Source organism: Bradyrhizobium guangxiense, from assembly GCF_004114915.1.
Classification (GTDB): Bacteria; Pseudomonadota; Alphaproteobacteria; order Rhizobiales; family Xanthobacteraceae; genus Bradyrhizobium; species Bradyrhizobium guangxiense.
In genome coordinates this window covers 3,738,954-3,762,154 of the sequence record NZ_CP022219.1, presented here as the reverse complement: position 1 = coordinate 3,762,154, position 23,201 = coordinate 3,738,954, and the positions used below count along the sequence as shown (strand labels likewise).

22 protein-coding genes and 1 tRNA gene are annotated in these 23,201 nt (G+C 65.2%); 14 read left to right on the top strand and 9 right to left on the bottom strand.

Annotation, left to right across the window (positions count from 1 at the left end):
• Positions 1 to 73 precede the first annotated feature (73 nt).
• On the top strand, positions 74 to 1,318 hold the full coding sequence (locus X268_RS17800; RefSeq protein WP_128926144.1) for an amidase: 1,245 nt from the start codon (positions 74 to 76) through the stop codon (positions 1,316 to 1,318).
• On the opposite strand, the gene X268_RS17795 is transcribed toward X268_RS17800, so the two are convergent.
• From X268_RS17795 to X268_RS17780, 4 genes are all read right to left on the bottom strand, one after another.
• Complete coding sequence (locus X268_RS17795; protein WP_164937786.1) at positions 1,310 to 2,503, bottom strand: patatin-like phospholipase family protein; 1,194 nt, start codon at positions 2,501 to 2,503, stop codon at positions 1,310 to 1,312. The two genes, X268_RS17800 and X268_RS17795, sit on opposite strands and share 9 nt — an antisense overlap.
• Positions 2,504 to 2,645: 142 nt before the next feature.
• On the bottom strand, positions 2,646 to 3,242 hold the full coding sequence (gene plsY / locus X268_RS17790) for a glycerol-3-phosphate 1-O-acyltransferase PlsY (protein WP_128926142.1): 597 nt from the start codon (positions 3,240 to 3,242) through the stop codon (positions 2,646 to 2,648).
• Positions 3,243 to 3,289: 47 nt separating this feature from the next.
• Positions 3,290 to 4,591, bottom strand: coding sequence for a dihydroorotase (locus X268_RS17785; RefSeq protein ID WP_164938156.1), 1,302 nt, complete (start codon positions 4,589 to 4,591; stop codon positions 3,290 to 3,292).
• A 5-nt stretch (positions 4,592 to 4,596) separates the two neighbouring features.
• Positions 4,597 to 5,544: an aspartate carbamoyltransferase catalytic subunit gene (locus X268_RS17780; protein ID WP_128926140.1), complete on the bottom strand. Its 948-nt coding sequence runs from the start codon at positions 5,542 to 5,544 to the stop codon at positions 4,597 to 4,599.
• Between the two features lie 181 nt (positions 5,545 to 5,725).
• Here X268_RS17780 and X268_RS17775 point away from each other — a divergent pair, with 181 nt between their 5' ends.
• The 3 genes from X268_RS17775 to X268_RS17765 all read left to right on the top strand — a co-directional run bounded on the left by X268_RS17775 (position 5,726) and on the right by X268_RS17765 (position 9,012).
• Entirely contained in the window at positions 5,726 to 6,484 is a 759-nt protein-coding gene (locus X268_RS17775; protein ID WP_128926139.1) for a M15 family metallopeptidase, read from the top strand.
• A 96-nt stretch (positions 6,485 to 6,580) separates the two neighbouring features.
• Positions 6,581 to 8,224, top strand: a complete 1,644-nt coding sequence (locus tag X268_RS17770) for an isovaleryl-CoA dehydrogenase (protein WP_128926138.1) — start codon at positions 6,581 to 6,583, stop codon at positions 8,222 to 8,224.
• A gap of 23 nt (positions 8,225 to 8,247) precedes the next feature.
• A complete protein-coding gene (locus X268_RS17765; RefSeq protein ID WP_128929302.1) occupies positions 8,248 to 9,012 on the top strand; it encodes a CPBP family intramembrane glutamic endopeptidase in 765 nt (254 codons plus the stop codon).
• Here X268_RS17765 and X268_RS17760 read toward each other — a convergent pair.
• Complete coding sequence (locus X268_RS17760; RefSeq protein ID WP_128926137.1) at positions 9,009 to 9,932, bottom strand: AEC family transporter; 924 nt, start codon at positions 9,930 to 9,932, stop codon at positions 9,009 to 9,011. The genes X268_RS17765 and X268_RS17760 overlap by 4 nt on opposite strands.
• A 3-nt stretch (positions 9,933 to 9,935) precedes the next feature.
• Positions 9,936 to 10,421 (bottom strand): Holliday junction resolvase RuvX, encoded by a 486-nt coding sequence (gene ruvX / locus X268_RS17755; protein WP_128926136.1) that lies wholly within the window; start codon positions 10,419 to 10,421, stop codon positions 9,936 to 9,938.
• 46 nt (positions 10,422 to 10,467) lie between these two features.
• Between ruvX and X268_RS17750 the strand changes: the two genes are divergently transcribed.
• Positions 10,468 to 10,680, top strand: a complete 213-nt coding sequence (locus X268_RS17750; RefSeq protein ID WP_128926135.1) for a hypothetical protein — start codon at positions 10,468 to 10,470, stop codon at positions 10,678 to 10,680.
• 336 nt (positions 10,681 to 11,016) lie between these two features.
• A complete protein-coding gene (locus X268_RS17745; RefSeq protein WP_164937785.1) occupies positions 11,017 to 13,167 on the top strand; it encodes a DNA/RNA non-specific endonuclease in 2,151 nt (716 codons plus the stop codon).
• Between the two features lie 33 nt (positions 13,168 to 13,200).
• Here the strand turns inward: X268_RS17745 and X268_RS17740 are convergent, their stop codons facing one another.
• Positions 13,201 to 14,091 carry a LysR family transcriptional regulator gene (locus X268_RS17740; protein WP_128926133.1) on the bottom strand — a complete coding sequence of 297 codons (891 nt, stop codon included), beginning with the start codon at positions 14,089 to 14,091 and terminating at the stop codon, positions 13,201 to 13,203.
• A 97-nt stretch (positions 14,092 to 14,188) separates the two neighbouring features.
• Between X268_RS17740 and X268_RS17735 the strand changes: the two genes are divergently transcribed.
• From X268_RS17735 to gatB, 7 genes are all read left to right on the top strand, one after another.
• Positions 14,189 to 15,229, top strand: coding sequence for an NAD(P)H-dependent flavin oxidoreductase (locus X268_RS17735; RefSeq protein ID WP_128926132.1), 1,041 nt, complete (start codon positions 14,189 to 14,191; stop codon positions 15,227 to 15,229).
• Between the two features lie 104 nt (positions 15,230 to 15,333).
• A complete protein-coding gene (locus tag X268_RS17730; protein WP_128926131.1) occupies positions 15,334 to 16,410 on the top strand; it encodes an NAD(P)H-dependent flavin oxidoreductase in 1,077 nt (358 codons plus the stop codon).
• Between the two features lie 91 nt (positions 16,411 to 16,501).
• Positions 16,502 to 16,789 (top strand): Asp-tRNA(Asn)/Glu-tRNA(Gln) amidotransferase subunit GatC, encoded by a 288-nt coding sequence (gatC, locus tag X268_RS17725; RefSeq protein ID WP_128265297.1) that lies wholly within the window; start codon positions 16,502 to 16,504, stop codon positions 16,787 to 16,789.
• A 25-nt stretch (positions 16,790 to 16,814) separates the two neighbouring features.
• Positions 16,815 to 17,039, top strand: a complete 225-nt coding sequence (locus X268_RS17720; protein ID WP_128926130.1) for a hypothetical protein — start codon at positions 16,815 to 16,817, stop codon at positions 17,037 to 17,039.
• Positions 17,036 to 18,511: an Asp-tRNA(Asn)/Glu-tRNA(Gln) amidotransferase subunit GatA gene (gene gatA, locus X268_RS17715; RefSeq protein WP_128926129.1), complete on the top strand. Its 1,476-nt coding sequence runs from the start codon at positions 17,036 to 17,038 to the stop codon at positions 18,509 to 18,511. Before X268_RS17720 ends, gatA begins: the two co-directional genes overlap by 4 nt.
• Entirely contained in the window at positions 18,502 to 18,804 is a 303-nt protein-coding gene (locus X268_RS17710) for a hypothetical protein (protein WP_128926128.1), read from the top strand. The genes gatA and X268_RS17710 overlap by 10 nt, the downstream gene beginning before the upstream one ends.
• Entirely contained in the window at positions 18,801 to 20,279 is a 1,479-nt protein-coding gene (gatB, locus tag X268_RS17705) for an Asp-tRNA(Asn)/Glu-tRNA(Gln) amidotransferase subunit GatB (RefSeq protein WP_128926127.1), read from the top strand. Before X268_RS17710 ends, gatB begins: the two co-directional genes overlap by 4 nt.
• A 224-nt stretch (positions 20,280 to 20,503) precedes the next feature.
• On the opposite strand, the gene X268_RS39495 is transcribed toward gatB, so the two are convergent.
• Positions 20,504 to 20,641: a hypothetical protein gene (locus tag X268_RS39495; RefSeq protein ID WP_164937783.1), complete on the bottom strand. Its 138-nt coding sequence runs from the start codon at positions 20,639 to 20,641 to the stop codon at positions 20,504 to 20,506.
• 1,258 nt (positions 20,642 to 21,899) lie between these two features.
• Between X268_RS39495 and X268_RS17690 the strand changes: the two genes are divergently transcribed.
• On the top strand, positions 21,900 to 22,166 hold the full coding sequence (locus tag X268_RS17690; protein ID WP_128926125.1) for a hypothetical protein: 267 nt from the start codon (positions 21,900 to 21,902) through the stop codon (positions 22,164 to 22,166).
• Positions 22,167 to 22,605: 439 nt separating this feature from the next.
• Here X268_RS17690 and X268_RS17680 read toward each other — a convergent pair.
• Positions 22,606 to 22,698, bottom strand: a tRNA-Ser gene (locus X268_RS17680).
• Positions 22,699 to 23,201 lie beyond the last annotated feature (503 nt).

The window sequence follows — 23,201 nt, the reverse complement described above, 5'->3', positions numbered from 1 at the left end:
TGCGCAACAGCGACGTGCGCTTGCGCGGCCTCGTCGCAATGCTAAAAGCGATCCCAATAAGAAGGATTTTGCCATGATCTCACTTGCCGACCTCCAGCGCCGCATCGAAGCGGGGGAGCTTTCGCCCGATGCCGCCATCGCCCAGTCGCATGCGGCGATCGAGGCCAAAGAGAAGGACGTCCGTGCCTTCGTCCGTCACGACAAGGCCGCGAAGGCGCAAGGCTCGGGCCCGCTGCGCGGCATCGCTGTCGGCATCAAGGACATCATCGACACCGCCAACATGCCGACCGAGATGGGCTCGGAGATCTATCGCGGCTGGCAGCCGCGCGCCGATGCGCCTGTTGTCATGATGCTGAAGCGGGCGGGGGCCACCATCATCGGCAAGACCACGACCACGGCGTTTGCCTCGCGCGATCCGACCCCGACGCTCAATCCGCACAATCTCGGCCATTCGCCGGGCGGCTCGTCCTCGGGCTCGGCCGCCGCCGTCGGTGCCGGCATGATTCCGCTGGCGCTGGGCACCCAGACCGGCGGCTCGGTGATCCGGCCCGCCGCCTATTGCGGGACCGCCGCGATCAAGCCCTCGTTCCGCATGCTGCCGACGGTCGGCGTCAAATGCTATTCGTGGGCGCTCGACACGGTCGGCCTGTTCGGTGCGCGCGCGGAGGACCTCGCGCGCGGACTTTTGGCGATGACCGGCCGCACCGAATTTTCCGGTGTCGTTCCGGCGACGTCGCCGCGCATCGGCGTGGTCAGGCAGGAGTTTGCCGGCGCCGTCGAGCCGGCGGCCGAAGAGGGACTGCTGGCCGCGATCAAGGCGGCGGAGCGCGCCGGTGCCAGCGTGCAGGACATCGATCTGCCCGAAGCGGTGCAAGAGGCCTGGCGGATCCATCCCATCGTCCAGGACTTCGAGGCGCATCGCGCGCTGGCCTGGGAATTTTCCGAGCGTCACGACGAGATCGCGCCGATGCTGCGGGCAAGCCTCGATGCGACGGCCCATCTGACGCCGAAGGAATATGACGAGGCGCGCCGGGTCAGCCGTCGCGGCCGCCGCGAGCTCGGCGAGATGTTCGAGGGCGTCGACGTGCTCTTGACCTATTCGGCGCCCGGCACCGCGCCGGCCAAGGAGCTCGCGACGACCGGCGATCCCCGCTACAACCGGCTCTGGACGCTGATGGGCAATCCTTGCGTCAACGTGCCGGTGCTGAAGGTGGGCGGCCTGCCGATCGGCGTGCAGGTGATCGCACGGTTCGGCAATGACGCGGGCGCGCTCGCGACGGCGTGGTTCCTGGAGAACGCGCTGGCGAAGTCAGGTTAGCGCAGGCTCGGAAGCAGCAAGGATCCGGGCGGGCATAGACGGCGGCGTGCCAGCCTTTGCATCTTGCCCGAGCCAGCGCTCGGCGGCTGCGCGGCCGCTCCGGTGCAGCAGCCGAATAAAGCCGCGGCCGAGATCGGTGGATGAGCGTTGTGCCAGGCCGTCGACGGAGTCTTCCGCTGCGATCCTGGTGAGCCGCAGCGGAGAGACCGCGTGCGATCGCGCCCAGGCGATCGCGGCCATCTCGGCGTTGAGCGCGGCGTTGGCCGCGATCTGGTCCAGCCTGCGGTCGATCGCGGCGAGTGTGATCGGCACATAGCTGTCGCGCGCCGGCGTGACCTGGACCAGCAGGACGTCGGCCGTCGTCGTGTCCTGCGCCAGCCTCAGCAAGGGCGGATTGCCGCCAAAGCCGCCGTCCCAATAGGCTTCGCCCTCGATCTCGACGGCGCAGTGCACCAAAGGCGGGCAGGTCGAGGCCAGCGCGACGTCGGCGGTGATGGCGTCGTTGCGGAAGATCTGCTGCTGCCCGTCACGGATCCGCGTCGCAGCGATCAGGAGCTTGGGGCACCGCGCATCGCGCAAGACGGAAAAGTTGATGTCGCGCGACAGCGCCTGCCTGAGCGGATCGAGATCGAACGGATCGAACTGGCCGGAGCGCAGCGTCGGCCCGAATGCGACCGAGCTTCCTGCCGGCGAGAAACCGCCGACCAGCATCAGCGAGCGGAACGAGGCCTCGTGCATCAGGCGGAGCCAGAACCTGCTCAGCCGGCTACGCGCAGCTTCGCGGCCGCCTTCGGCGAGGCCGGAGGCGAGCAAAAGCGCGTTGATGGCGCCGGCACTGGCGCCACTGACGGTGCCGATCTCGACGGGTTCTTCCAGTAACCGCTCCAGTACGCCCCAGGTGAAGGCGGCAAAGGTGCCGCCGCCCTGAAGCGCCAGCGACAATCGTCGCGGCGGCCATTGCTCGGAGCGCGCCGGGGCGGGGGCGACCGGCACGGCCGCGGCGCGGATCTCGACCGCGACAGGAGATGGTGCGACGAGGGCAGGTGACGGCGAAATGGAAGCCGGCTTTGGGGGAGGGGGCGGCGCGGGTGAGTCGGACCAGATGCTGGTCATCGACAGCAGCCGACTTGCCGCGGTGCCCTGCGAACCAACTCCGTCCTGCGTGCCGTCAATCTTCTCGCTCATTCTGAGCAACCGCGTAACGCCATCATGCCTGTCAGGATGACAGGCATGGAACCCGCTCGCTACTACCGGCCGCGAGCAGGCGGTAAGTTGCGAACAGGATTTGGCATATAATGCAGAAAGGGTGCGGCGGTATCCGTACTTTTTACGCCTTCTCGCCGATCCGGCTTTCCTTGCCTGCTTGCAATCGCTTGATGTTCTCGCGGTGCGCGTAGAACAGCAGCAGCGTCAGTACCGCAAACAACGCGGACAATGCGAGATGGCCGAACCACCACAGGAACATCGGCGTGATGAACGCGGCGACCAGCGCCGACAGCGACGAGTAGCGGGTGGTGAAGGCGGTCGCCAGCCAGAGCAGGCAGAACACCACCATGCCGGGCCAGAACAGGCCGAGCAGGATGCCGATATAGACGGCGACGCCCTTGCCGCCCCTAAACTTAAGCCAGACCGGGAAGAGATGGCCGAGGAAGGCGCCGAGCCCGGCCACCATGGCGGCATTGGGTCCTGCAATGTAGCCGGCGATCACCACGGCGGCGGTGCCCTTGAGCGCGTCGAACAGCAGGGTACCCGCGGCAAGGCTCTTGCGTCCGGTGCGCAGCACGTTGGTGGCGCCGATGCTGCCGGAGCCGATCGAGCGGATATCCTGCGTGCCGGCGAGCCTGGTCAGGATCAGCCCGAACGGAATCGAGCCGAAAAGGTAGCCGATCACGAAAGCTACCGGCAAGAATGCTTCAAGCCCCATGGCGGCAGCTCCAAAGGCTGGATCTCAATGTCGCGTGATCGCGCGCGTCAGACATGCTCGTACACCGTACGGCCGCCGACAATGGTGCGCACCACGCGGCCTGTAAAGCGGGCCTCGTCGAACGGGGTGTTCTTGCAGGGCGATTTGAGGTCGGCGGGATCGACCACCCAGGGCACGTCGGGGTCGATCACGATCACGTCGGCGGGACTGCCTGCGCGCAGGGTTCCGCCAGGCAGGCCGAGCAACTCGGCCGGACGGGTCGACATCGCCCGGATCAGCGTCTTCAGTTCCAGCTCGCCATTGTGCACGAGGCGCAGGCCGGCGGGCAGCATGGTTTCCAGGCCGATGGCGCCGGGAGCCGCTTCCGCGAACGGCAGGCGCTTGACCTCGACGTCCTGCGGATTGTGGTCGGACATGATGACGTCGAGGAGGCCGGAGGCCATCGCGGCCACCAGCGCCCGGCGGTCGTCCTCGCTGCGCAGCGGCGGCGACAGCTTCAGGAACGACCGGTAGGGGCCGATGTCGTTCTCGTTCAGCGCCAGATGGTTGATCGAGACCGAGGCGCTGACGGCGAGCCCGGCGTCGCGGGCGCGCTGGAGGACGTCGAGGGAGTCGATGCAGGTCAGCGAGGCCGCGTGATAACGGCCGCCGGTCAGCGCGACGAGGCGCATGTCGCGTTCGAGGACGACCGCCTCGGCGGCACTCGGGATGCCCATCAGGCCGAGGCGCGAAGCGAACTCGCCTTCGTTCATCACGCCTTCGCCGACGAGATCGGGGTCCTCGGTGTAATGCACGATCAGCGCGTCGAAATCGCGCGCGTAGGTCAGCGCGCGGCGCATCACCTGCGCATTGGTCACGCTTCTGGCAGCGTCGCTGAAGGCGACGGCGCCGGCGGCCTTGAGCAGGCCGAACTCGGTCATTTCCTCGCCGTGCATGCCCTTGGTGAGCGCCGCCATTGGCTGGATGTTGACGATGGCGGTGTCGCGGGCGCGGCGCATGACGAAGTCGACGGTCGCCGAATTGTCGATGACCGGCAAGGTATCGGGCTGGCAGATGATGGTGGTGATGCCGCCGGTCGCGGCCGCCTGGCTCGCGGAGGCAAAGGTCTCGCGATGGCTGAAGCCGGGCTCGCCGACGAAGGCGCGCATGTCGATCAGGCCGGGCGCGACGATCTTGCCGGAGCAGTTGACGATGTCGGTGCCCTCGGGGACACCGGCAGCACCAATGCCGCGGCGGGTCTCGCGGATGGGGCCGTCGGCAATCAGGACGTCGCCGATGCCGTCGAAATCCCTGGAGGGATCGACGACGCGGGCGTTGGCAAGCAGGACGGGGCGGCGGTCGGTCAACATCGGCATCACGCGTTCGGCAGGTTACGGGCGAGCGCTTCCAGCACCGCCATGCGCACGGCCACGCCCATCTCCACCTGTTCGCGGATCAGGGATTGCGCGCCGTCGGCGACCGCCGTGTCGATCTCGACGCCGCGGTTCATGGGGCCGGGATGCATCACGAGTGCGTCCGGCTTGGCGTAGGCGAGCTTCTTCTGGTCGAGCCCGAAATAGTGGAAATATTCGCTCGACGACGGCACGAAGGAGCCGTTCATGCGCTCGCGCTGCAGCCGCAGCATCATGACGATGTCCGCGCCGTTGAGGCCCTCGCGCATGTCGCGCGCGACCTCGACGCCCATCCGCTCGATGCCGGGCGGCAGGAGCGTGGATGGGCCGACGACGCGGACGCGGGCACCCATGGTGTTGAGGAGGATGATGTTGGAGCGGGCGACGCGCGAATGCAGCACGTCGCCGCAGATCGCGACGACGAGCCCCTCGATCCGGCCCTTGTTGCGGCGGATGGTGAGCGCGTCGAGCAGGGCCTGCGTCGGGTGCTCGTGCGCGCCGTCGCCGGCATTGATCACGGAACCGTCGACCTTGCGGGCCAGCAGTTCCACCGCGCCGGAGGCGTGATGGCGCATCACCAGGATGTCCGGGTGCATGGCGTTCAGCGTCATCGCGGTGTCGATCAGCGTCTCGCCCTTCTTGATGGACGAGGAAGCGACCGACATGTTCATGACATCCGCGCCAAGCCGCTTTCCCGCGAGTTCGAACGAGGATTGGGTCCGGGTAGAGGCCTCGAAGAAGAGGTTCACCTGCGTCCGTCCCCGCAGGACGGTGCGCTTCTTGTCAACCTGGCGGTTGAGCTCGACATATTCTTCGGACAGGTCGAGGAGGCCGGTGATGTCGGCCGCGGAAAGGCCCTCGATGCCCAGCAAATGCCGGTGGCCGAGGACGAAGGTCGATTTCGATGTCATTAAAAGCAGAGCTATAGGCGGGGATGGGGGGTGGGGCAAGGGGCAAACGGCGGGAGGGGAGTTATCCCCTGATCTGTCGCCCGCATAGTCATTCCGGGATGGCGCGCAAGCGCCAGACCCGGAATCTCGAGATTCCGGGTTCGATGCTTCGCATCGCCCCGGAATGACAGGGGGAAGGTAAATGAGCTTGGTCAGATCTATTTCAGTCTCGTTTTTCATAATCGCATCGATCTCATCCGCTTCAGCCCAATCGCCCCCCGGCGATTTCGTCTATCTGCGCGACGTCGACCCCAGCATCATCCAGGACATCCGCTACGCCACGTCGAACAATTTCGTCGGCCGTCCGCTCGCCGGTTACGACGCCGGCGAATGCGTGGTGAAGCGCGAGGTGGGGCTGCGGCTCAAGGCGGTGCAGCAGGAGCTGGCGGCGCAAACTCTATCGCTCAAGATGTTCGACTGCTACCGGCCGGCGCGGGCCTCGCTCGACATGGTCAAGTGGTCGCAAAACGGTCGCGAGACCGCCGCCGAGCGGCGCTACAATCCCAAGATTCCCAAGACCGAGCTGTTCCGCCTCGGCTACATCGCAAGTCGCTCGCAGCATTCCGCCGGTGCGGCAGTCGATCTCACGCTGGTCGATCTCAAGGCTGACAATTCAGGCAGGTACGACCCGTCGAAGAGCTATGCCGACTGCACGGCGCCGGTCGAAGCGCGGGCGCCGGAAGGCAGCGTCGACATGGGCACCGGTTACGACTGCACCGACACGAAGGGCCATACCGCAGCACCGTCGATCACGCCGGAGCAGCGGGCCTGGCGCAAGCGGCTGGTGGCTGCGATGGCCAGGCAAGGCTTTGTGAACTATTCGAAGGAGTGGTGGCATTTTTCCCTGCCTGGGGCCGGCGGGGCGGCCTATGATTTCCCGATCCAGCCGCGAACAAGGTAGAGTTTGATTGAAGCAGATGCAGCCGCGAGTCGGATTACCTCTCCCAAGGGGAGAGGTGGCACCGCCGGTGCCGACATGGATTTGATCGGAACGCAAATGACCCAACCGAGCTTTGCGACCCACGAGGTCTTCAACCAGTCGCCGCCGTTCGAGGATGTCGACCTGTTCACGGTGGACCGGCCGCTGGTCGAGTCCGTGAAGGCCAATGGGGGTGCGGCGGCGGAACGGGAGCTGTCCGAGTTCGGCAAGCAATGGGGCTCGGCCGCGATGGCCGATCGCGGACGCCTCGCCAACGAGAACACGCCGAAGCTGCGCACCTTCGACGCAAAAGGAAATCGCCGCGACCAGGTGGAGTTTCACCCGGCTTATCACGAGCTGATGGCGCACAGCGCCCACGCCGGCGTGCACAATTCGACCTGGACTGCGAAAGGCAAACCCGCTGGCGAGGCCGCCGAAGTCATTCGCGCGGCAAAATTCTACATGGCCGCCCAGGTCGAGACCGGCCATCTTTGCCCGATCACGATGACGCGTGCCTCCGTCGGAGCGCTGGCGACGCAGCCGGATCTGCTTCACAAGGTGATGCCGGTGCTCTCGACCAAGAGCTACGATCCGAGCTTCGCACCGTGGTGGCAGAAGCGCGGCATGACGCTCGGCATGGGCATGACCGAGAAACAGGGCGGCACCGACGTGCGCTCCAACATGACGCGGGCCGTGCGCGAGGGCGAGGCCTATCGTATCACCGGCCATAAATGGTTCATGTCGGCGCCGATGTGCGATGCGTTCCTGGTGCTGGCGCAGGCCGAGGGCGGGCTGACCTGTTTCTTCATGCCGCGCTTCGCGCCGGACGGCTCCGTCAACGCGATCCAGTTCCAGCGCCTCAAGGACAAGCTCGGCAATCGCTCCAATGCCTCGTCCGAGGTCGAGTTCATCGGGGCCTATGGGCAAGCGGTCGGCGAGGAGGGCAAGGGCATCCGCACCATCATCCAGATGGTGCAGCTGACGCGGCAGGATTGTGCGATCGCCTCGGTCGGCCTGATGCGCGCGGGGCTGGCGCATGCGCTGCATCACGCCCGTCACCGCAGCGTGTTCCAGAAGCATCTGGCCGATCAGCCTCTGATGCAGGCGGTGCTGTCCGACATGGCGCTGCATGTCGAGGCCAGCACGGCCCTGGTGATGCGGCTCTGCCGTGCTTTCGACCGGACGCCGCATGATGCGGCGGAGGCTGCCTATATGCGGCTGCTGACGCCGGCGATCAAATACTGGACCTGCAAGAGCGCGCCGCCGTTCCTCTATGAGGCCATGGAATGCCTCGGCGGCAATGGCTATGTCGAGGACGGCATTCTGGCGCGGCACTATCGGGAGTCGCCGGTCAATGCGATCTGGGAAGGCTCCGGCAACGTGATGTGCCTCGACGTGCTCCGCGCCCTCTCGCGCGAGCCGGAGCCGGCGATGGCGGTGCTTCAGGCTCTCGCGGCCGAGACGAAGGGCCTGCCCGGGGCGGGGGAGGCGGTCAGCTTCATCGGCAAGACGTTTCGACGCGCCGATGGTGAGCGTGTCGCGCGGCTTGCCGTCGAGAAGCTTTCGCTGCTTGCTGCCGCCGCGGCGCTGAATGGCGTGTCGCCACACAATGCCGAACTGTTCGCGAGCACGCGCCTTGCGGCCAATCACGCCAGCATGTACGGCGCCGTCGAGCTGGAGGGCGGCGAGGCGCGCGCGCTGCTGGAGCGGGCGCTGCCGTGAGTCTCCAAAACGAAAGCCTCTTGATGGACTCCCTCAATCCCGACCATCCGCCGCTGACCGAGGCGCCGGCGGCGCCACGCGTCTGGAAGTTCTGGGGCACGGCGCTGTGGGGCCTCTTCATCTTCGTCGCGATGTTCGTCGGGCAGATCGGCGCTGTCGTGCTGCTGGCGGCCTCGCGCGGCCTGCCGATGGATCTTGCCTCGATCCAGCTGGTCGGCCACGAGCCGCAGACGCTCGCGCTCTCGGTCATCATGGGCCTGCCGGCGACGCTTCTGGCGGTGTGGCTCCCCATCGCCATCAAGAAGGCCTCCTTCGTCGACTATTTGGCACTGCATTGGCCGTCCTGGAAGCAGCTCCTGTTCGGCGCGATCGGACTCATCCTGATCGTGCTGGTCTGGGAGACGATGTCGCGCGCGCTCGGCCGCGAGGCGACGCCGGGCTTCATGACCGATCTGTTGAAATCCGGACGCGACAAGGGCGCGGCACTGCTGCTTCTGTTCGCCTTCAGCGTAGCCGCTCCGATGTCGGAAGAGGTTTTGGCACGCGGTTTCCTCTATCGTGGCTGGTCGGCGAGCTTCCTGCGCGTGCCCGGCGCGATCCTCTTGTCGTCGCTGGTGTGGACCATCGTCCACCTGCAATACGACATTTACTTCCTCGCCGAGGTCTTCACCATCGGTCTGTGGTTCGGCTACATGCGCCATCGCGCGGGTTCGCTCTGGCTCACCATCGTGCTGCACGCGCTGAACAACATGACGGCGGTGGTGCTGACGATGTGGCTGGGCGGCTAGGCCACCAGCGCGATCGCGATCGGCATCGTGATCGCCGCCAAAATCGTCTGCAGTGTGATGATCTGCGCCAGCAGCGGCGCATCGCCGCCCATCTGGCGGGCCAGCACATAGGCGCTCGACGAGGTCGGGACCGCCGAGCAGATCGCGACGATCGCCAGGCTGTCGCCCGTTAGCCCGAACCAGACGGCGAGAGCGAGAGCGAGTGCCGGCATCAGGACCAGCTTGAAAACGACGCCGATCGCAGCGGCAGCGCTCGGGCGCAGCAGGCCTTCCAGGTGCAGGCCGGCGCCGGTGACGAGCAGCCCGATCGCCAGCGAGGAACGGCTGAGCGCGTCGGCCACCTCATGCCAGAGTTTCGGCAGCGGCAGGTGGGTGACATTGACGAAGAGGCCGATGGCGCAGGCCCAAATCAGAGGATTGCGCACCAACGTCATCACGATGGCAGGGTCGGATTGCTTTTCGGGCGCGGCGTAATGCGCGAGCACGGCGACGCTGAAGACGTTGACGAGCGGGATGATCGCGACCATCGCCACGGAGGCGAGCGCCAGCCCGAGATCGCCGAACATGTTGGCGGCGATCGACAGCGCGACGAAGGTTTGCCAGCGGGTTGCGCCCTGGAAGATCGAGGTGAAGGCGGGGCCGTCGATATCGAGCCGCGCCAGGGCAGGGCGGAGCGCGAGGCAGAGCAGCGACATCGCCAGCGCCGACAGCAGCAGCGCGCCGCCGACGCCGGCGACCGGCACCTTGGAGAGGTCGGCCTTCACCAGCGTCTGGATCAGCAGCATGGGGAACAGCACGAAATAGGTCAGCCGCTCCAGCCCGTGCCATTGCGTGTCGAGCCGCATCAGGCTGCGCTTTAGCACCACGCCGAGCACGATGAGGATGAAGACCGGCAGCAGCGCCGCGACCACGACGGCCATCGGTCAGGCGGTCCCTGGACCGAGATTGGCGAGACGGTCGAGCGCGCCTTGCAGGATGAAGATCGCGGCATGCTCGTCGATCACCTCGGCGCGCTTGGCGCGGCTGACGTCCATGCCGATCAATTCACGCTCGACCGCCGCGGTCGAGAGCCGCTCGTCCCACAGGCCGATGGGCAGCGCGGTCAGGCCGGCAAGGTTGCGGGCAAAGGCGCGGGTGGATTGCGCGCGCGGGCCCTCGCTGCCGTCCATGTTGATCGGCAGGCCAAGCACGAAGCCGACGACCTTGCGCTCGGCCGCAATCGCGAGCAGCCGGGCGGCGTCCTGCTTGAATTGCTTGCGCAGGACCGTCTCGACGCCGGTCGCAAGCCGCCGGTCCGGGTCGGACACGGCGACGCCGATGGTCTTGGTGCCGAGATCGAGCCCGACCAGCGCGCCGCGCGCGGGCCAGTGGGTTGCAGCATCGATGAGGGGCAGGATAAGAGCCGGCATGGCGTAGCGCATATCACGCGTCGCGCCGGGGAGTGAACCCGGAACCATGGATGCGCTGACATTATTCGGCCTGTTCGCCGTCACGGCGATGCTGGTCACCTACGCCCTGGAAGACCGCAGCCATTGGTTCGTGCTGCTGTTTGCCGCCTCCTGCGCGCTCGGCTCGGCCTATGGCTTCCTCCAGGGCGCCTGGCCGTTCGGTCTGGTCGAAGCGATCTGGGCGATCGTGGCGCTGCGGCGGTGGTACCTGAAGCGGTAGATCGTCCGCCGGCCGCAAGCCGCCGCGAGATCGCGATGCCCAGCTGCGTCGATCAAGTGTGGGAAATCTCACACTGGTGAGGTTGCAGACCATGGCATGATGCCGCGTGGTTGCGTGGCAGTAGATATACAGGTCTAAAGTAGTGTCGGGGGCATGCCCCCGATTTCCGCAGCGACCGGCAGTCCGGCCTGCGCTGCAACTTGGCGTCAATTTTTTGGGGCGCCGACCACGTCCAATATTCGCCCAGCCATTTGAGAGGTCACGATGCTCATCAAGCCAAGCCTGATCGCGGGCTCAGAAAGGCGATTCAAGCAAGCCGAGTTCTCACCCGAAGCCTTGAACCGGAAATTGGGCGACGGTCCGATCGAGATGACCGTCGAAAAGATGCGCCTGCGCCAGCGCCAGCTGCTGGCCGAGACGCAGGACGTGGAGAAGGCCGAGATCGGCCTGGAGCGGATCATCCAGGGCAATGATCTGGACAGCATCAATTATCTCGCCAAAGGGACCGCCGCCTCGCGCTCGGTCTGCCGCATCCAGCTCAGGGATCTCAAGTCGAACCTGCTCGGCTATGGTTCGGGCTTCCTGATCGGCCCAGGCCTGTTGCTGACGAACCATCACGTCTTCGGCAAGCCGGCCGAAGCCGCCAATTCGATCGCCGATTTCAACTATGAGCTCGACGTCGCAGGGCAGGAGCGCGTGCCGGTGCGGTTCGGCTTCGAGCCGGGCAAGTTCTTCTACACCAACGACGGGCTCGATTTTTCGATCGTCGCGGTGACGCCGACCTCGCTGTCGGGCGGAGAGGAGCTCGAGGATTTCGGCTGGGTGCCGCTCAGCGGCGCGCCCGGCAAGGCAGATCCCGGCGAGTACCTCACCATCATCCAGCATCCGAGCGGGCAGATGAAGCAGGTCTGCGTCCGCGAGAACAAGCTGCTCAAATATGTCGGCGACTTCCTCTGGTACAACACCGACACGACCGCGGGATCGTCTGGCTCGCCCGCGTTCAACCGCTTCTGGCAGGTGGTCGCGCTGCATCACAGCGGCGTTCCCCGCAAGGATTCTCAGGGCCGCACCCTGACCAAGGACGGCAAGGTGTGGAAGCCCTCGATGGACGAGACTCTGATCGACTGGATCGCCAATGAAGGCATCCGGATCAGCGCGATCGTCGCCGATCTCAAGGTTGCCGTCGGCTCCCATCCGCTGATCAAGCCGGTGCTGGACGAGGAGGAGCCGCCGATCCGGCAAGAGATCGCGAAAGTCCGGGCACCGGCTGCCGCACCTGCTTTCGGCGCCAGTGTCTGGGTCGAGCAGTCCCTCGACGGAACCTCGCTCGTGGTCCCGATCCGCGTCCCCTTGCCGATGTTGAGGAAGGACATCCCGTTCGCGCCGCCGGCACCGGTGCCGGGACCTGTGGGGGGCAACGGAGGCACGACGAACGGCGGCATGCAGAACGGCGGCACGCCGTTGATCCCCCCGCCGGCCGGCCTGCTGCCTCACATCAGTGCGAACAACGGCCTGCCGATGGAGAGCGTGCATATCGATCAGAGCACGCTCAAATCGCGTCCCGGATACAAGGCGAACTTTCTCGGCAGCGGCAAATTCGCGGTGCCGTTGCCGAAGATTCCGGCCTCCCTCAAGCCCAAGATCGCGATGCTCAAGGGAAGCTCCAAGCAATCCGAGCTGAAATATTTCAACTACAGCGTGGTCATGAACAAGGAGCGTCGGCTCGCCTTCTTCAGCTGCGTCAACATCGACGGCGGCAAGCAGCAGGACGTCGGCAAGCGCGAGGGTGATTCCTGGCTACGCGATCCGCGCATCGACGACGATGCCCAGATCGGCGACGAGTTCTACCGCAAGCAGGCCACCTTCGAGGCGGATCGCAGCAAGAATCCGTTTGACCGCGGTCATCTCGTGCGCCGCCTGGATGCGACCTGGGGCGACACCGTCACTGCGGCCAAGCAGCATGGCGATGATTCCTTCCACTTCACCAATTGCTCGCCGCAGTTCTTCTCGTTCAACCAGGGCAAGCAGCTGTGGGCGGGACTGGAGGATTATACGCGCGATGTCCTGCTCGAAGGCGAGGCGAAGGGCATCGTCATGAACGGTCCGGTGTTCGACGGGCCGGACGCCGATGGATCCGATCTTCCCAATCCGGCAGGCCGGCCGCACAAGGATCCGAGCTTCGGCGGCGTTCAAATCCCGAAATATTTCTGGAAGATCCTGATCCGGCGCAACGAGGATGACGACGCTCTCAAGGCGGCGGCCTTCCTCATGAGCCAGCGAAAGCTGATCACGGAGATCGATCGCATTCAGGAGGTGGATTTGCGCGAGCGGATGTCCGAGGAGGATGTCAGCGTCTTCCAGGTCTCGATCGCGGATTTGACGAGGTTGACCAAGCTGGATTTCGGCACTCTCACCGATGCGGATTCGCACGAGGCAACCTCGGTCGGCCCGCGGCGGATCGAGTCCTACGAGGACATTCGGCTCTAAAGGATGCTGAAATACCGAGGTGGCGTCACCGCGTCAGGCCGCGATGACGTCCTCGTCGGTCTTCAGGCAAGCGGCAAAACCTTGCAACGCGCTGTATTGGTGTCCGGCGCGGCGCTGGATGAAGAGGGTCTCGACGCGCGCGTGCGAGGCGCTCAACGTGTGGATCGAAACACTGCCGTTCATCGCGCTACGCTCGACGACCGCGCGCGGCAGCAACGTCACGCCCATGTCGGCGGCGACGCAACCGATCATGCCGTCGAGCGTGCCGAGCTCGAAGCGCGCTGCCGACGGCCAACCGAACTCGACGAAGATCTGTTCGAGCCTTTGGCGGTAAGTGCAGCCGGTGCGGAACACCAGCGCGGTCGGGCCGGAGTCCGGCGTGCCGGCGCGCAATTCGGCGAGCGAGCTCCAGCGTCGCGCGCCGACCAGCACCAGCTCCTCGCGGAACGCGCTCGTTGCGGTGAGGTCGGCGTGCGTGATGGGGCCTGCGACGAAGGCGCCATCGAGCGTGCCGTCGAGCACGCCGGCGACGAGGTCGGCGGTCGGTGCGGTACGCAAGGACAGCCGCACCGCGGGAAAGCGGCGGTGGAAGTCGGCGAGGAGCGGCGGCAGCCGCACCGCCGCTGTGGTCTCCATCGAACCGATCGCGAGCGGTCCCTTCGGCTCGCCATCGTCACGCGCGGCCAGCACGGCTTCGCGCGATAGCGCAGCCATCCGCTGTGCATAGGGCAGGAGACGCTTGCCGGCGCCGGTCAGCGTCATGCCGCGGCTGTGGCGTTCGAACAGCGGCGTGCCGATCTCGGCTTCCAGCGCCTTGACGCGCTGGGTGACGTTGGATTGCACCGTGTTGAGCTCCTCGGCGGCGCGGGTGATGCCGCCGGTGCGGGCGACCGCGGCGAAGGTCTGGATGTCGCTGAGTTCCATTGCACCGTTTCGCTTTTGAGATGGTAGCGTTCGGAAGAATTCAATTTTCGAGAATGCTAGTCGCGCTTACTGTCGCTGTCCAGATCGGGGAGGGACCATGTCCATTGCGACGTCACTGACGAGGCTGCTGGAGATCAAGCATCCCATTCTGCTGGCGCCGATGGATGTCATCGCGGGCAGCCGCCTGGTCGCGGCCGTGAGCGGCGCCGGCGGCTTCGGCATTCTCGGCGGCGGCTATGGCGAGCGGGCGTGGCTGGAGCAGGAGACGGCGAAGCTCGCCGAACTGCGTGCGCCGTTCGGGATCGGTTTCATCACCTGGAGCCTCGCCAAGCGGCCCGAGCTTCTCGACATCGCGCTCGCCGCAAGACCATCCGCGATCATGTTGTCGTTCGGCGATCCTGCGCCGTTTGCAGCGAAGATCAAGTCGGCCGGTGCGCGTCTGATCTGCCAGGTGCAGGACGATGCGATGGCGCAGCAGGCGCTCGAAGCCGGCGCCGATATCCTGATCGCGCAGGGGACGGAGGCGGGCGGTCACGGCGCCTCCCGCACCACGGTCGATCTCGTACCCGCGATCGTCGATCTTGCCGCGGGCGTGCCGGTGGTTGCGGCCGGCGGCATCGCCGACGGGCGCGGGCTTGCTGCGATGATGATGCTGGGCGCGAGCGGCGTGCTGCTCGGCACGCGCTTCTACGCGAGCCGCGAGGCCGACGGCGCGGAGGAAGCCAAGCGGCGCATCTGCGCGGCAAGCAGCGGCTCCACGGTGCGCGGCATCATCTTCGATCTCTCCCGCAACAATGTCTGGCCGGCGCCGTTTACCGGACGATGCCTGGTCAATGATCACGCCCGGCGCTGGATCGGCCGCGAGGTCGAGTTGATGCAGAATGTCGCCACGGTCGCGGCCGATTATGCCGCCGCGAAAGAAACCGGCAATTTCGATATCGCGGCCGTGATCGCGGGCGAGGCGGTTGGGTTGATTCATGATATCCCACCGGCGGCCGAGATCGTCGAGCGGATTGCGGCCGAAGCGGAGCAGTTGCTGGACGGACGACGCAATTCGGCCGGTGGTGTTCTTCCTTCTCCCCTTGTGGGAGAAGGTGGCGCGAAGCGCCGGATGAGGGGTATCTCTCCGCCAACTTAGTATGGTGATTGAGGAGAGATACCCCTCATCCGTCTCGCCGCTATCGCGGCGATCCACCCTCTCCCACAAGGGGAGAGGGGAACAGCGAATGCGAGGCAAGAACCATGTGGCCTGACCGTCGACTGATCGACCTCTTCAAGACTGAATTTCCGATCGTGCTGGCGCCGATGGCCGGCGTGATGGACGCGGAGCTGGTGATCGCCGTGGCGCAGGGCGGTGGGCTCGGCTCGCTGCCGAGCGCGATGATCTCGCCGGAGAAGGCGCGCGAGCAGGTTGGTCTGATCCGCCAGTGCGTCAAGGCGCCGGTCAACATGAACTTCTTCTGCCACACGCCGGTCGACCTGACGCGCGAGGCCGAGGCGCGCTGGAAGCAGCGGCTCACGGGCTATTACACCGAGCATGGACTCGATCCCGCCGCGCCGATCGCTGCGGCGAACCGCGCGCCGTTCGATGCGGCCTTCTGCGAGGTTGTCGAGGAGCTGAAGCCGGAAGTCGTCAGCTTCCATTTCGGCCTGCCGGAGCAGGCGCTGCTCGAGCGGGTGAAGGCAGCCGGCTGCCTCGTGATCTCGTCGGCAACGACGGTGAAGGAGGCAGTGTGGCTCGAACAGCGCGGTGTCGACGCCGTAATCGCGCAGGGCGCCGAAGCCGGCGGCCATCGCGGCATGTTCCTGACGGACAAGATCTCCGAGCAGCCCGGCACCTTCGCGCTGGTGCCGCAGGTCGCCGATGCCGTGAAGGTTCCGGTGATCGCAGCCGGCGGTATCGCCGACGGGCGCGGCATCGCGGCCGCCTTCGCGCTCGGCGCCTCCGGTGTGCAGATCGGGAGCGCTTATCTGCGCTGTCCGGAATCGAAGGTCAGCGCAGGCGGGCGCAAGGCGCTGGCCGAAGCGCGGGACGATTCCACCGTCATCACCAATGTCATGACCGGTCGTCCGGCGCGGGGTGTGCAGAACCGCCTGATGCGGGAGGCCGGCCCGATCTCGCCGGATGCGCCGCCGTTTCCCCACGCGGCGACGGCGCTGAGTCCGCTGAAGGCGGCTGCCGAAAAGCAGGGCAGGGTGGATTTCACCAACCTCTGGGCCGGCCAGGCCGTGGCGCTGGGCCGTGAGGTCCCTGCAGCCGAATTGACCCGGGATCTCGCCAAATCGGCGCTGGCCCGCATGAAGGCCCTCGCCGGATAGGGAGAAGCGCCGGTTGCGGCGCAAAACCGGCCTCTGCTATACGGCACTCAGGTTTTACCGTGCTGGGTTTTGCCGTGAGAGGCCTTATATAATGTCCGTCGACGCCGCTACCGTCCGCCGCATCGCGCATCTGGCGCGCATTGCGGTCTCCGAGGACGAGGTTCCGCATCTGCAGGGCGAGCTTAACGCCATGCTCGCCTTCGTCGAGCAGCTCTCGGAGGTCAATGTCGAGGGCGTGGAGCCGATGACCTCGGTCACCCCGATGCAGATGAAGAAGCGGCAGGACGTGGTCGATGACGGCGAGATCGCCGACGATATCGTTGCCAACGCGCCCGCGACCGAAGGTCACTTCTTCCTGGTGCCGAAGGTCGTGGAGTAGAGTCTTCAATTCAGGACGCCGTCCGATGTGCATGCTTTGCGACGATGAGAAGGCCTACCAGGCCTACATGAACTATCTCGACAAGATGGAGCGGCAGGGCAAGGCCGCCGATCCCAACGTCGCCGTCAATGCCGTGCTCGACGAGCTCGAGGCCGCCGCGAACGCGGCCGCCAAGAAAAACGTCAGGCAAGACGACCCGGCCAACGACAAGACCCTGTCTCCGTTCTTCTGCAGCCCGATCAATAAATGACCGATTTGACATCGCTGACGCTCGCCGAGGCCCGCAAGGGTCTCGCGGCAAAAACTTTCACGTCGCTCGAGCTGACCGACGCGCATCTTTCCGCGATCGAGGCGGCGCGTGTGCTCAATGCCTTCGTCATGGAGACGCCGGACCAGGCGCGCAGCATGGCGAAGGCGGCTGACGACAAGATCGCCAGGGGCGAGGGCGGTCCGCTCGCGGGCATCCCGCTCGGCATCAAGGATCTGTTCGCGACCAAGGGCGTGCGCACTACGGCGTGCTCGAAGATCCTCGGCAATTTCGTGCCGACCTACGAGTCCACCGTCACCTCGCAGCTCTGGCGCGACGGCGCGGTGATGCTCGGCAAGCTCAACAACGACGAGTTCGCGATGGGCTCGGCCAACGAGACCTCGTGCTTCGGTCCCGTCGGCAATCCCTGGCGGCGCGAGGGCAGCAACACCACCCTGGTGCCGGGCGGCTCGTCCGGCGGCTCCGCCTCGGCCGTGGCGGCCCTGCTGTGCATGGGCGCGACCGCGACCGACACCGGCGGGGCGATCCGCCAGCCCGCCGCGTTCACCGCGACCGTCGGCATCAAGCCGACCTATGGCCGCTGCTCGCGCTGGGGCATCGTCGCCTTTGCCTCCTCGCTCGACCAGGCCGGCCCGATCGCCCGCAGCGTGCGCGATGCCGCCATGCTGCTGCGCTCGATGGCCGGACACGATCCGAAGGACACGACCTCGGTCGACATCCCCGTGCCGGACTACGAGAGCGCGATCGGCAAGTCCGTGAAGGGCATGAAGATCGGCATCCCCAAGGAATATCGTCTCGACGGCATGCCGGCCGAGATCGAAAAACTCTGGAGCGAGGGGGCGGCCTGGCTGAAGGCGGCCGGCGCCGAGCTCGTCGAGGTGTCGCTGCCGCACACCAAATACGCGCTGCCGGCCTATTACATCGTGGCCCCCGCAGAGGCGTCCTCCAACCTCGCGCGCTACGACGGCGTCCGCTACGGCCTGCGCGAGCAGGGCAGGAACATCGTCGAGCTCTATGAGAACACGCGCGCCGAGGGATTTGGCGCAGAGGTGCGCCGCCGTGTCATGATCGGCACCTACGTGCTCTCGGCCGGCTATTACGATGCCTATTATCTGCGCGCGCAGAAGGTGCGCACGCTGATCAAGAAGGATTTCGAGGATTGCTTCGCCAGGGGCGTCGACGCGATCCTCACCCCGGCGACGCCGTCGGCCGCCTTCGGCATCGGCGAGAAGGGCGGTGCCGACCCGGTCGAGATGTATCTCAACGACATCTTCACGGTGACCGTGAACATGGCGGGCCTGCCTGGCATCGCGGTGCCTGCCGGCAAGGACGCGCAGGGTCTGCCGCTCGGCCTGCAATTGATCGGCCGGCCCTTCGACGAGGAGACGCTGTTCTCGCTCGGCGAGGTGATTGAGCAGGCCGCCGGCCGCTTCACGCCGACGAGGTGGTGGTGAATGTCGCGGCCTTCATCGCGAGCCTCGACGGCGCGGCGCCTGCGCCGGATCTGAGCGCGCCGCTTCGAGGTCTCTGGTGGGCCGCCAAGGGCGACTGGGACCAGGCGCACAAGATCGTTCAGGACGACCAGGGCCGCGACGCCGCCTGGGTGCACGCTTACCTGCACCGCGTCGAAGGCGATCTCGGCAATGCCGGCTACTGGTATCGCCAGGCCGGCAAACCCGCGGCAAAGGATTCATTGGAGGCGGAGTGGAAGCAGATCGCTGCCACGCTGCTCGGGAGCAAGACATGAGCACGGCCACGCATAAGCTTCTCAAGGGCGCCACCGGCGATTGGGAGATGGTCATCGGCATGGAGATCCATGCCCAGGTGACGTCGAACGCAAAACTGTTTTCTGGCGCGTCGACCGCGTTCGGCGGCGAGCCGAACAGCCACGTGTCGTTGGTCGATGTCGCGATGCCCGGCATGCTGCCCGTCATCAACGAGGAATGCGTCAGGCAGGCTGTCCGGACCGGGCTCGGTCTTAACGCGAAGATCAATCTGCGTTCGGTGTTCGACCGCAAGAACTATTTCTATCCGGCCCTGCCGCAGGGCTACCAGATCAGCCAGTACAAATCGCCTGTGGTGGGTGAAGGCGAGGTGATCATCGATCTCGACGGCGGCAAGACGGCCACCATCGGGATCGAGCGGCTGCATCTGGAGCAGGATCCCGGCAAGATGCTGCACGACCGGTCGCCGTCGCTGTCCTTCATCGATTTCAACCGCTGCGGCGTGGCGCTGATGGAGATTGTCTCGAAACCGGACATCCGCGACGCCGAGCAGGCCAAGGCCTATGTGACCAAGCTGCGCTCGATCATGCGCTACCTCGGCACCTGTGACGGTGACATGGAGAAGGGATCGTTGCGCGCCGACGTCAATGTGTCAGTGCGCAAGCCTGGCGCGCCGCTCGGCACCCGCTGCGAGATCAAGAACATGAATTCGATCGCCTTTATCGGCCAGGCGATCGAGTATGAAGCGCGGCGCCAGATTGAGATCCTGGAGGATGGCGGGCAGATCGAGCAGGAGACCCGTCGGTTCGACCCCAACAAGGGCGAGACGCGCTCGATGCGCTCGAAGGAAGAGGCGCACGACTATCGCTACTTCCCCGATCCCGACCTGTTGCCGCTGGAATTCAGCCAGGCGTTCGTCGACGAGCTGAAGACCGAGCTCCCCGAATTGCCCGATCAGAAGAAGGCGCGCTTCGTCGCCGATCTCGGCCTGTCGGCCTATGATGCGAGCGTGCTGGTCGCCGAGCGCGAGAGCGCGGTGTTCTACGAGACCGTGCTGGACAAGCTCGGCAACCGTGCGCGCGACGGCAAGATGGCGGCGAACTGGGTGATCAACGAGCTGTTCGGCCGTCTCAACAAGGAAGGCCGGGATATTACGGACTCGCCGGTGAACGCCGAACAGCTTGCTGCGATCGTCGATCTGATCGGCGAGGGCACGATCTCGGGCAAGATCGCCAAGGATCTGTTCGAGATCGTCTGGCAGGAAGGCGGCGATCCCCGCGCGCTGGTCGAAAGTCGCGGCATGAAGCAGGTGACGGACCTTTCGGCGATCGAAAAGCTTGTCGACGACATCATCGCGGCCAATCCCGACAAGGCCGCGCAGGTCAAGGACAAGCCGCAGTCGCTCGGCTGGTTCGTCGGTCAGGTGATGAAGGCATCCGGCGGCAAGGCCAACCCGCAGAGCGTCAACGATCTGCTCAAGTCCAAGCTCGGCGTCTGACGTCGCGCGTTCAAACGAGGTGACGGAGAGTGTCCGTCACGTCGCTTTCAAGTCCTCGATGCGATGCTCGCACGCATCCTCGGCGGCAAACTTCATCCCAATCACCGGCATTGCGGCGACCGAATCGCCGTCACGCGATTCGTCCAAAACGGCGGCTCGCGCACGCTGTGGCGAGCGTTTGCGCCGTTAAGCATGAAAATATTTTCGTTGCCAAAAATCGCGACTCAGAGTCCGCAAAGCGCCTCCGCGAGACCTTCGCGCGATTTGCCGCGCATGTCGTCGCATCGCTCGCGCGTGATGCGCGTGCGCAGAAAAATACTTGCCGCATAGTGTTTTCCTGCAATCGCATCGCTCGCAAACATGGACGATGCGCCCACTCTCTGCGATCGCGCCGACGTGCCGTGCGGCGCACTTGCATCGCGCTCGCCAAGCCCACGCGCGTTGCTGCGTCAACACTTCTTTAAGCGAGACGCTGTTTTTTTCTTCGTGTTGGTGTATTCGGGATGAAGTGCATTCGATCCCCGAGTGCACGCAGCGATTAAAGCCATCTCACACATCGGAGGGCAACATGGCCAAGAAAGCGAAGAAGGCGAAGAAGGCGAAGAGCGCAGTGAAGAAGACTGCGAAGAAGACCCGCAAGGTCGCGAAGAAGAAGAAGTAACTTCGCTTCTGAAGTTGCCGGCTCTTAAGCGCCGGCACGTCATCAGCGCCTCCTCGAGGTTCTGATCGACGATAGAGGGTGTCGGCGAGACATCAGGTCAACGGTCGGACCGTTCTCTTTCACGGTCCGGCAGAAGAAACGAGTTTTCTTCGTTCGGTGCGGTTCTCCCTAATGAGCTCCGCAATTTCACAAGCGGCCTTCGGGCCAACGTGGAATCTGGTCCTGACGTGTTCGCCGACGCCCTCGTTGTCCTGAGCCGGGGTATTGCCGGCATTCCTTTCCCCGACATTGCTGATCTGACCGCGACGTGATCGCGTTGCCATGCTCGAGCTTCCCGCGGGGCAATTGGGGCTGCCGCCTGACGCAGGCCGTTCGCATGCCGCTTTTCCGGTCGCGGTGCCGTCGCCCGGCTTCTTCAGCCCGGGGACATGACCGACGGGCGTTCGGGGACATCGCCGACACGTCGAACCGGGCGCCCCGCTCTGCGAGACGGCCTTGATTGAATTGATCAGCTGCGGCGAGCTCGGTGCCCGCTGGAGCCCGTCATCGGGCGCGCCAAAGGCGAGACCGGTAATTGGGAACGACGCGTTGCGGGTGCCGCCACGACAGTGACCCGCCCCGTGGATCGTAACCTCATGACACGCGCCACCGCGCGCGATGGTTATCGATGTCCTGAGATCACAGGGTAAACCGAATCTGACGAATCGCAGAAGTGCCTGCAAATCAGGGGCTTTTCGAATTCTTTCCGCTCGCCCCACGCGCTCGCGTTTACGTCCGCTTCATCGCGATGCTTAAACTGCCATTCAAATTTGCCCGCCATCATCGCCTTCAACAAGCCGGCAAACGGCGATGGGGAAGAGTTGAGCCGTGCACGATCCCGGGAAAGGTCATGCACACCAGAGTTGGACGGGAGCCGCGCTCGGGGAACGAGGCGGCATTAAGAAGATAGGGGATGCGTGATGTTTCAGGGGACTTTCGATCTGGAGACGGCGACGCCGATCGACGCGACCGCGCTGTCGGATGTGCTGTTCGAGCGCGGGATCTATTGGGCGAGCGGCCGCTCTGGCCTCGTCGATCTCGTCGCCGCGCACAAATGGTTCAACCTCGCGGCGCTGAAGGGCCGCAAGGACGCGGTGGCGCTGCGCCAGGAAGTTGCCGGGCAGATGTCGGATGCCGAGATCGCGGCCGCGCAGCGTGAGGCGAGGGCGTGGGTTTCCGCTCACTGAACCCAGAATCGCGGCCAAACCCGTGTTTGCACGGGTAGGCCTGGTTGCGCTGAATCAAGTTTGCTCGTCGTGCCGCCACATAAGAATTCAGCGGCATGAACGATCCCGATACGAATGGACGATGGCTGCCGATTCAGATCGCGCCCGAGGAGTGCGACCTGGAACTCGGACGCCGGCACAAGACGGGGATAATGCCCTGGCCGTTCCCGTGCCGGCGCAGGTCCGGCGTCTGGTTCAATGTCTGGGCCGACGAAGCCGTGCTGATTTCGCCCTCGCATTGGCGAGTCTGGCGGTCCCGCCGCTAGCGGGCCGACGCACATATATATGGGGTCGTGCGAAACGAGTTGGGTCAGTCGTGCTGGCGTCAGGCTGTCGCGCCGGCCCCGCGACCGCTTTCAAGTGAAAGAACGCTGAGATCCTGATCGATTCTGCCGCTGGGTGGCGGAGAGGGAGGGATTCGAACCCTCGATACAGCTTGAGACCGTATGACGCTTTAGCAAAGCGTTGCCTTCAGCCACTCGGCCACCTCTCCGGTGCGAGCCTTATGCATCTAATTGCTTGGGCCGGTCAATTTGGAAGCGTGTGTTTTTGCTCGAATACTCCCAGCGTTTTTCACGGTTTGCTCTCGGGGCAAGGCCGTAACGCGGCGAGAATGGGCCCAGAGCCGGAACGTGCTGCCCAGGTTGAATGGCGGTGCCGGGCCTGAAAACGCTTCTGCCCGTGCAAAAGCCTGAGTTTGCTGGAAAATTCGACGCGACCTGGGGAAGAGGGCCCGTCGAAGCTCCGAATCGCCTCATCGCCGCGAGTCATAACCTCACTATTGATAAAGGCTGCTGATCGCGCGCCCACTGGCCATGCCTGCAGCCGGCCGGAAGTCGGGGAGCAAGTCGATGCCTTCTCCTTGAGTCTCGCGCTGATTCCGCGATTCGAACGCGTCAAAGCTCTTCAGAACGAGGACTCCTCTCGCGGCGCCTTAAGTGGGGAACTTTGATGGCAAATGGAACCGTCAAAAAAATCATAATAATAACAATGCGT

Bases quoted from the DNA above. Each gene is read 5' to 3' on its own strand.
- X268_RS17800 (WP_128926144.1), top strand. From the start codon at position 74: ATGATCTCACTTGCCGACCTCCAGCGCCGCATCGAAGCGGGGGAGCTT.
- X268_RS17795 (WP_164937786.1), bottom strand. From the start codon at position 2,503: ATGAGCGAGAAGATTGACGGCACGCAGGACGGAGTTGGTTCGCAGGGC.
- plsY (WP_128926142.1), bottom strand. From the start codon at position 3,242: ATGGGGCTTGAAGCATTCTTGCCGGTAGCTTTCGTGATCGGCTACCTT.
- X268_RS17785 (WP_164938156.1), bottom strand. From the start codon at position 4,591: ATGTTGACCGACCGCCGCCCCGTCCTGCTTGCCAACGCCCGCGTCGTC.
- X268_RS17780 (WP_128926140.1), bottom strand. From the start codon at position 5,544: ATGACATCGAAATCGACCTTCGTCCTCGGCCACCGGCATTTGCTGGGC.
- X268_RS17775 (WP_128926139.1), top strand. From the start codon at position 5,726: ATGAGCTTGGTCAGATCTATTTCAGTCTCGTTTTTCATAATCGCATCG.
- X268_RS17770 (WP_128926138.1), top strand. From the start codon at position 6,581: ATGACCCAACCGAGCTTTGCGACCCACGAGGTCTTCAACCAGTCGCCG.
- X268_RS17765 (WP_128929302.1), top strand. From the start codon at position 8,248: ATGGACTCCCTCAATCCCGACCATCCGCCGCTGACCGAGGCGCCGGCG.
- X268_RS17760 (WP_128926137.1), bottom strand. From the start codon at position 9,932: ATGGCCGTCGTGGTCGCGGCGCTGCTGCCGGTCTTCATCCTCATCGTG.
- ruvX (WP_128926136.1), bottom strand. From the start codon at position 10,421: ATGCCGGCTCTTATCCTGCCCCTCATCGATGCTGCAACCCACTGGCCC.
- X268_RS17750 (WP_128926135.1), top strand. From the start codon at position 10,468: ATGGATGCGCTGACATTATTCGGCCTGTTCGCCGTCACGGCGATGCTG.
- X268_RS17740 (WP_128926133.1), bottom strand. From the start codon at position 14,091: ATGGAACTCAGCGACATCCAGACCTTCGCCGCGGTCGCCCGCACCGGC.
- X268_RS17735 (WP_128926132.1), top strand. From the start codon at position 14,189: ATGTCCATTGCGACGTCACTGACGAGGCTGCTGGAGATCAAGCATCCC.
- X268_RS17730 (WP_128926131.1), top strand. From the start codon at position 15,334: ATGTGGCCTGACCGTCGACTGATCGACCTCTTCAAGACTGAATTTCCG.
- gatC (WP_128265297.1), top strand. From the start codon at position 16,502: ATGTCCGTCGACGCCGCTACCGTCCGCCGCATCGCGCATCTGGCGCGC.
- X268_RS17720 (WP_128926130.1), top strand. From the start codon at position 16,815: ATGTGCATGCTTTGCGACGATGAGAAGGCCTACCAGGCCTACATGAAC.
- gatA (WP_128926129.1), top strand. From the start codon at position 17,036: ATGACCGATTTGACATCGCTGACGCTCGCCGAGGCCCGCAAGGGTCTC.
- gatB (WP_128926127.1), top strand. From the start codon at position 18,801: ATGAGCACGGCCACGCATAAGCTTCTCAAGGGCGCCACCGGCGATTGG.
- X268_RS39495 (WP_164937783.1), bottom strand. From the start codon at position 20,641: ATGTTTGCGAGCGATGCGATTGCAGGAAAACACTATGCGGCAAGTATT.
- X268_RS17690 (WP_128926125.1), top strand. From the start codon at position 21,900: ATGTTTCAGGGGACTTTCGATCTGGAGACGGCGACGCCGATCGACGCG.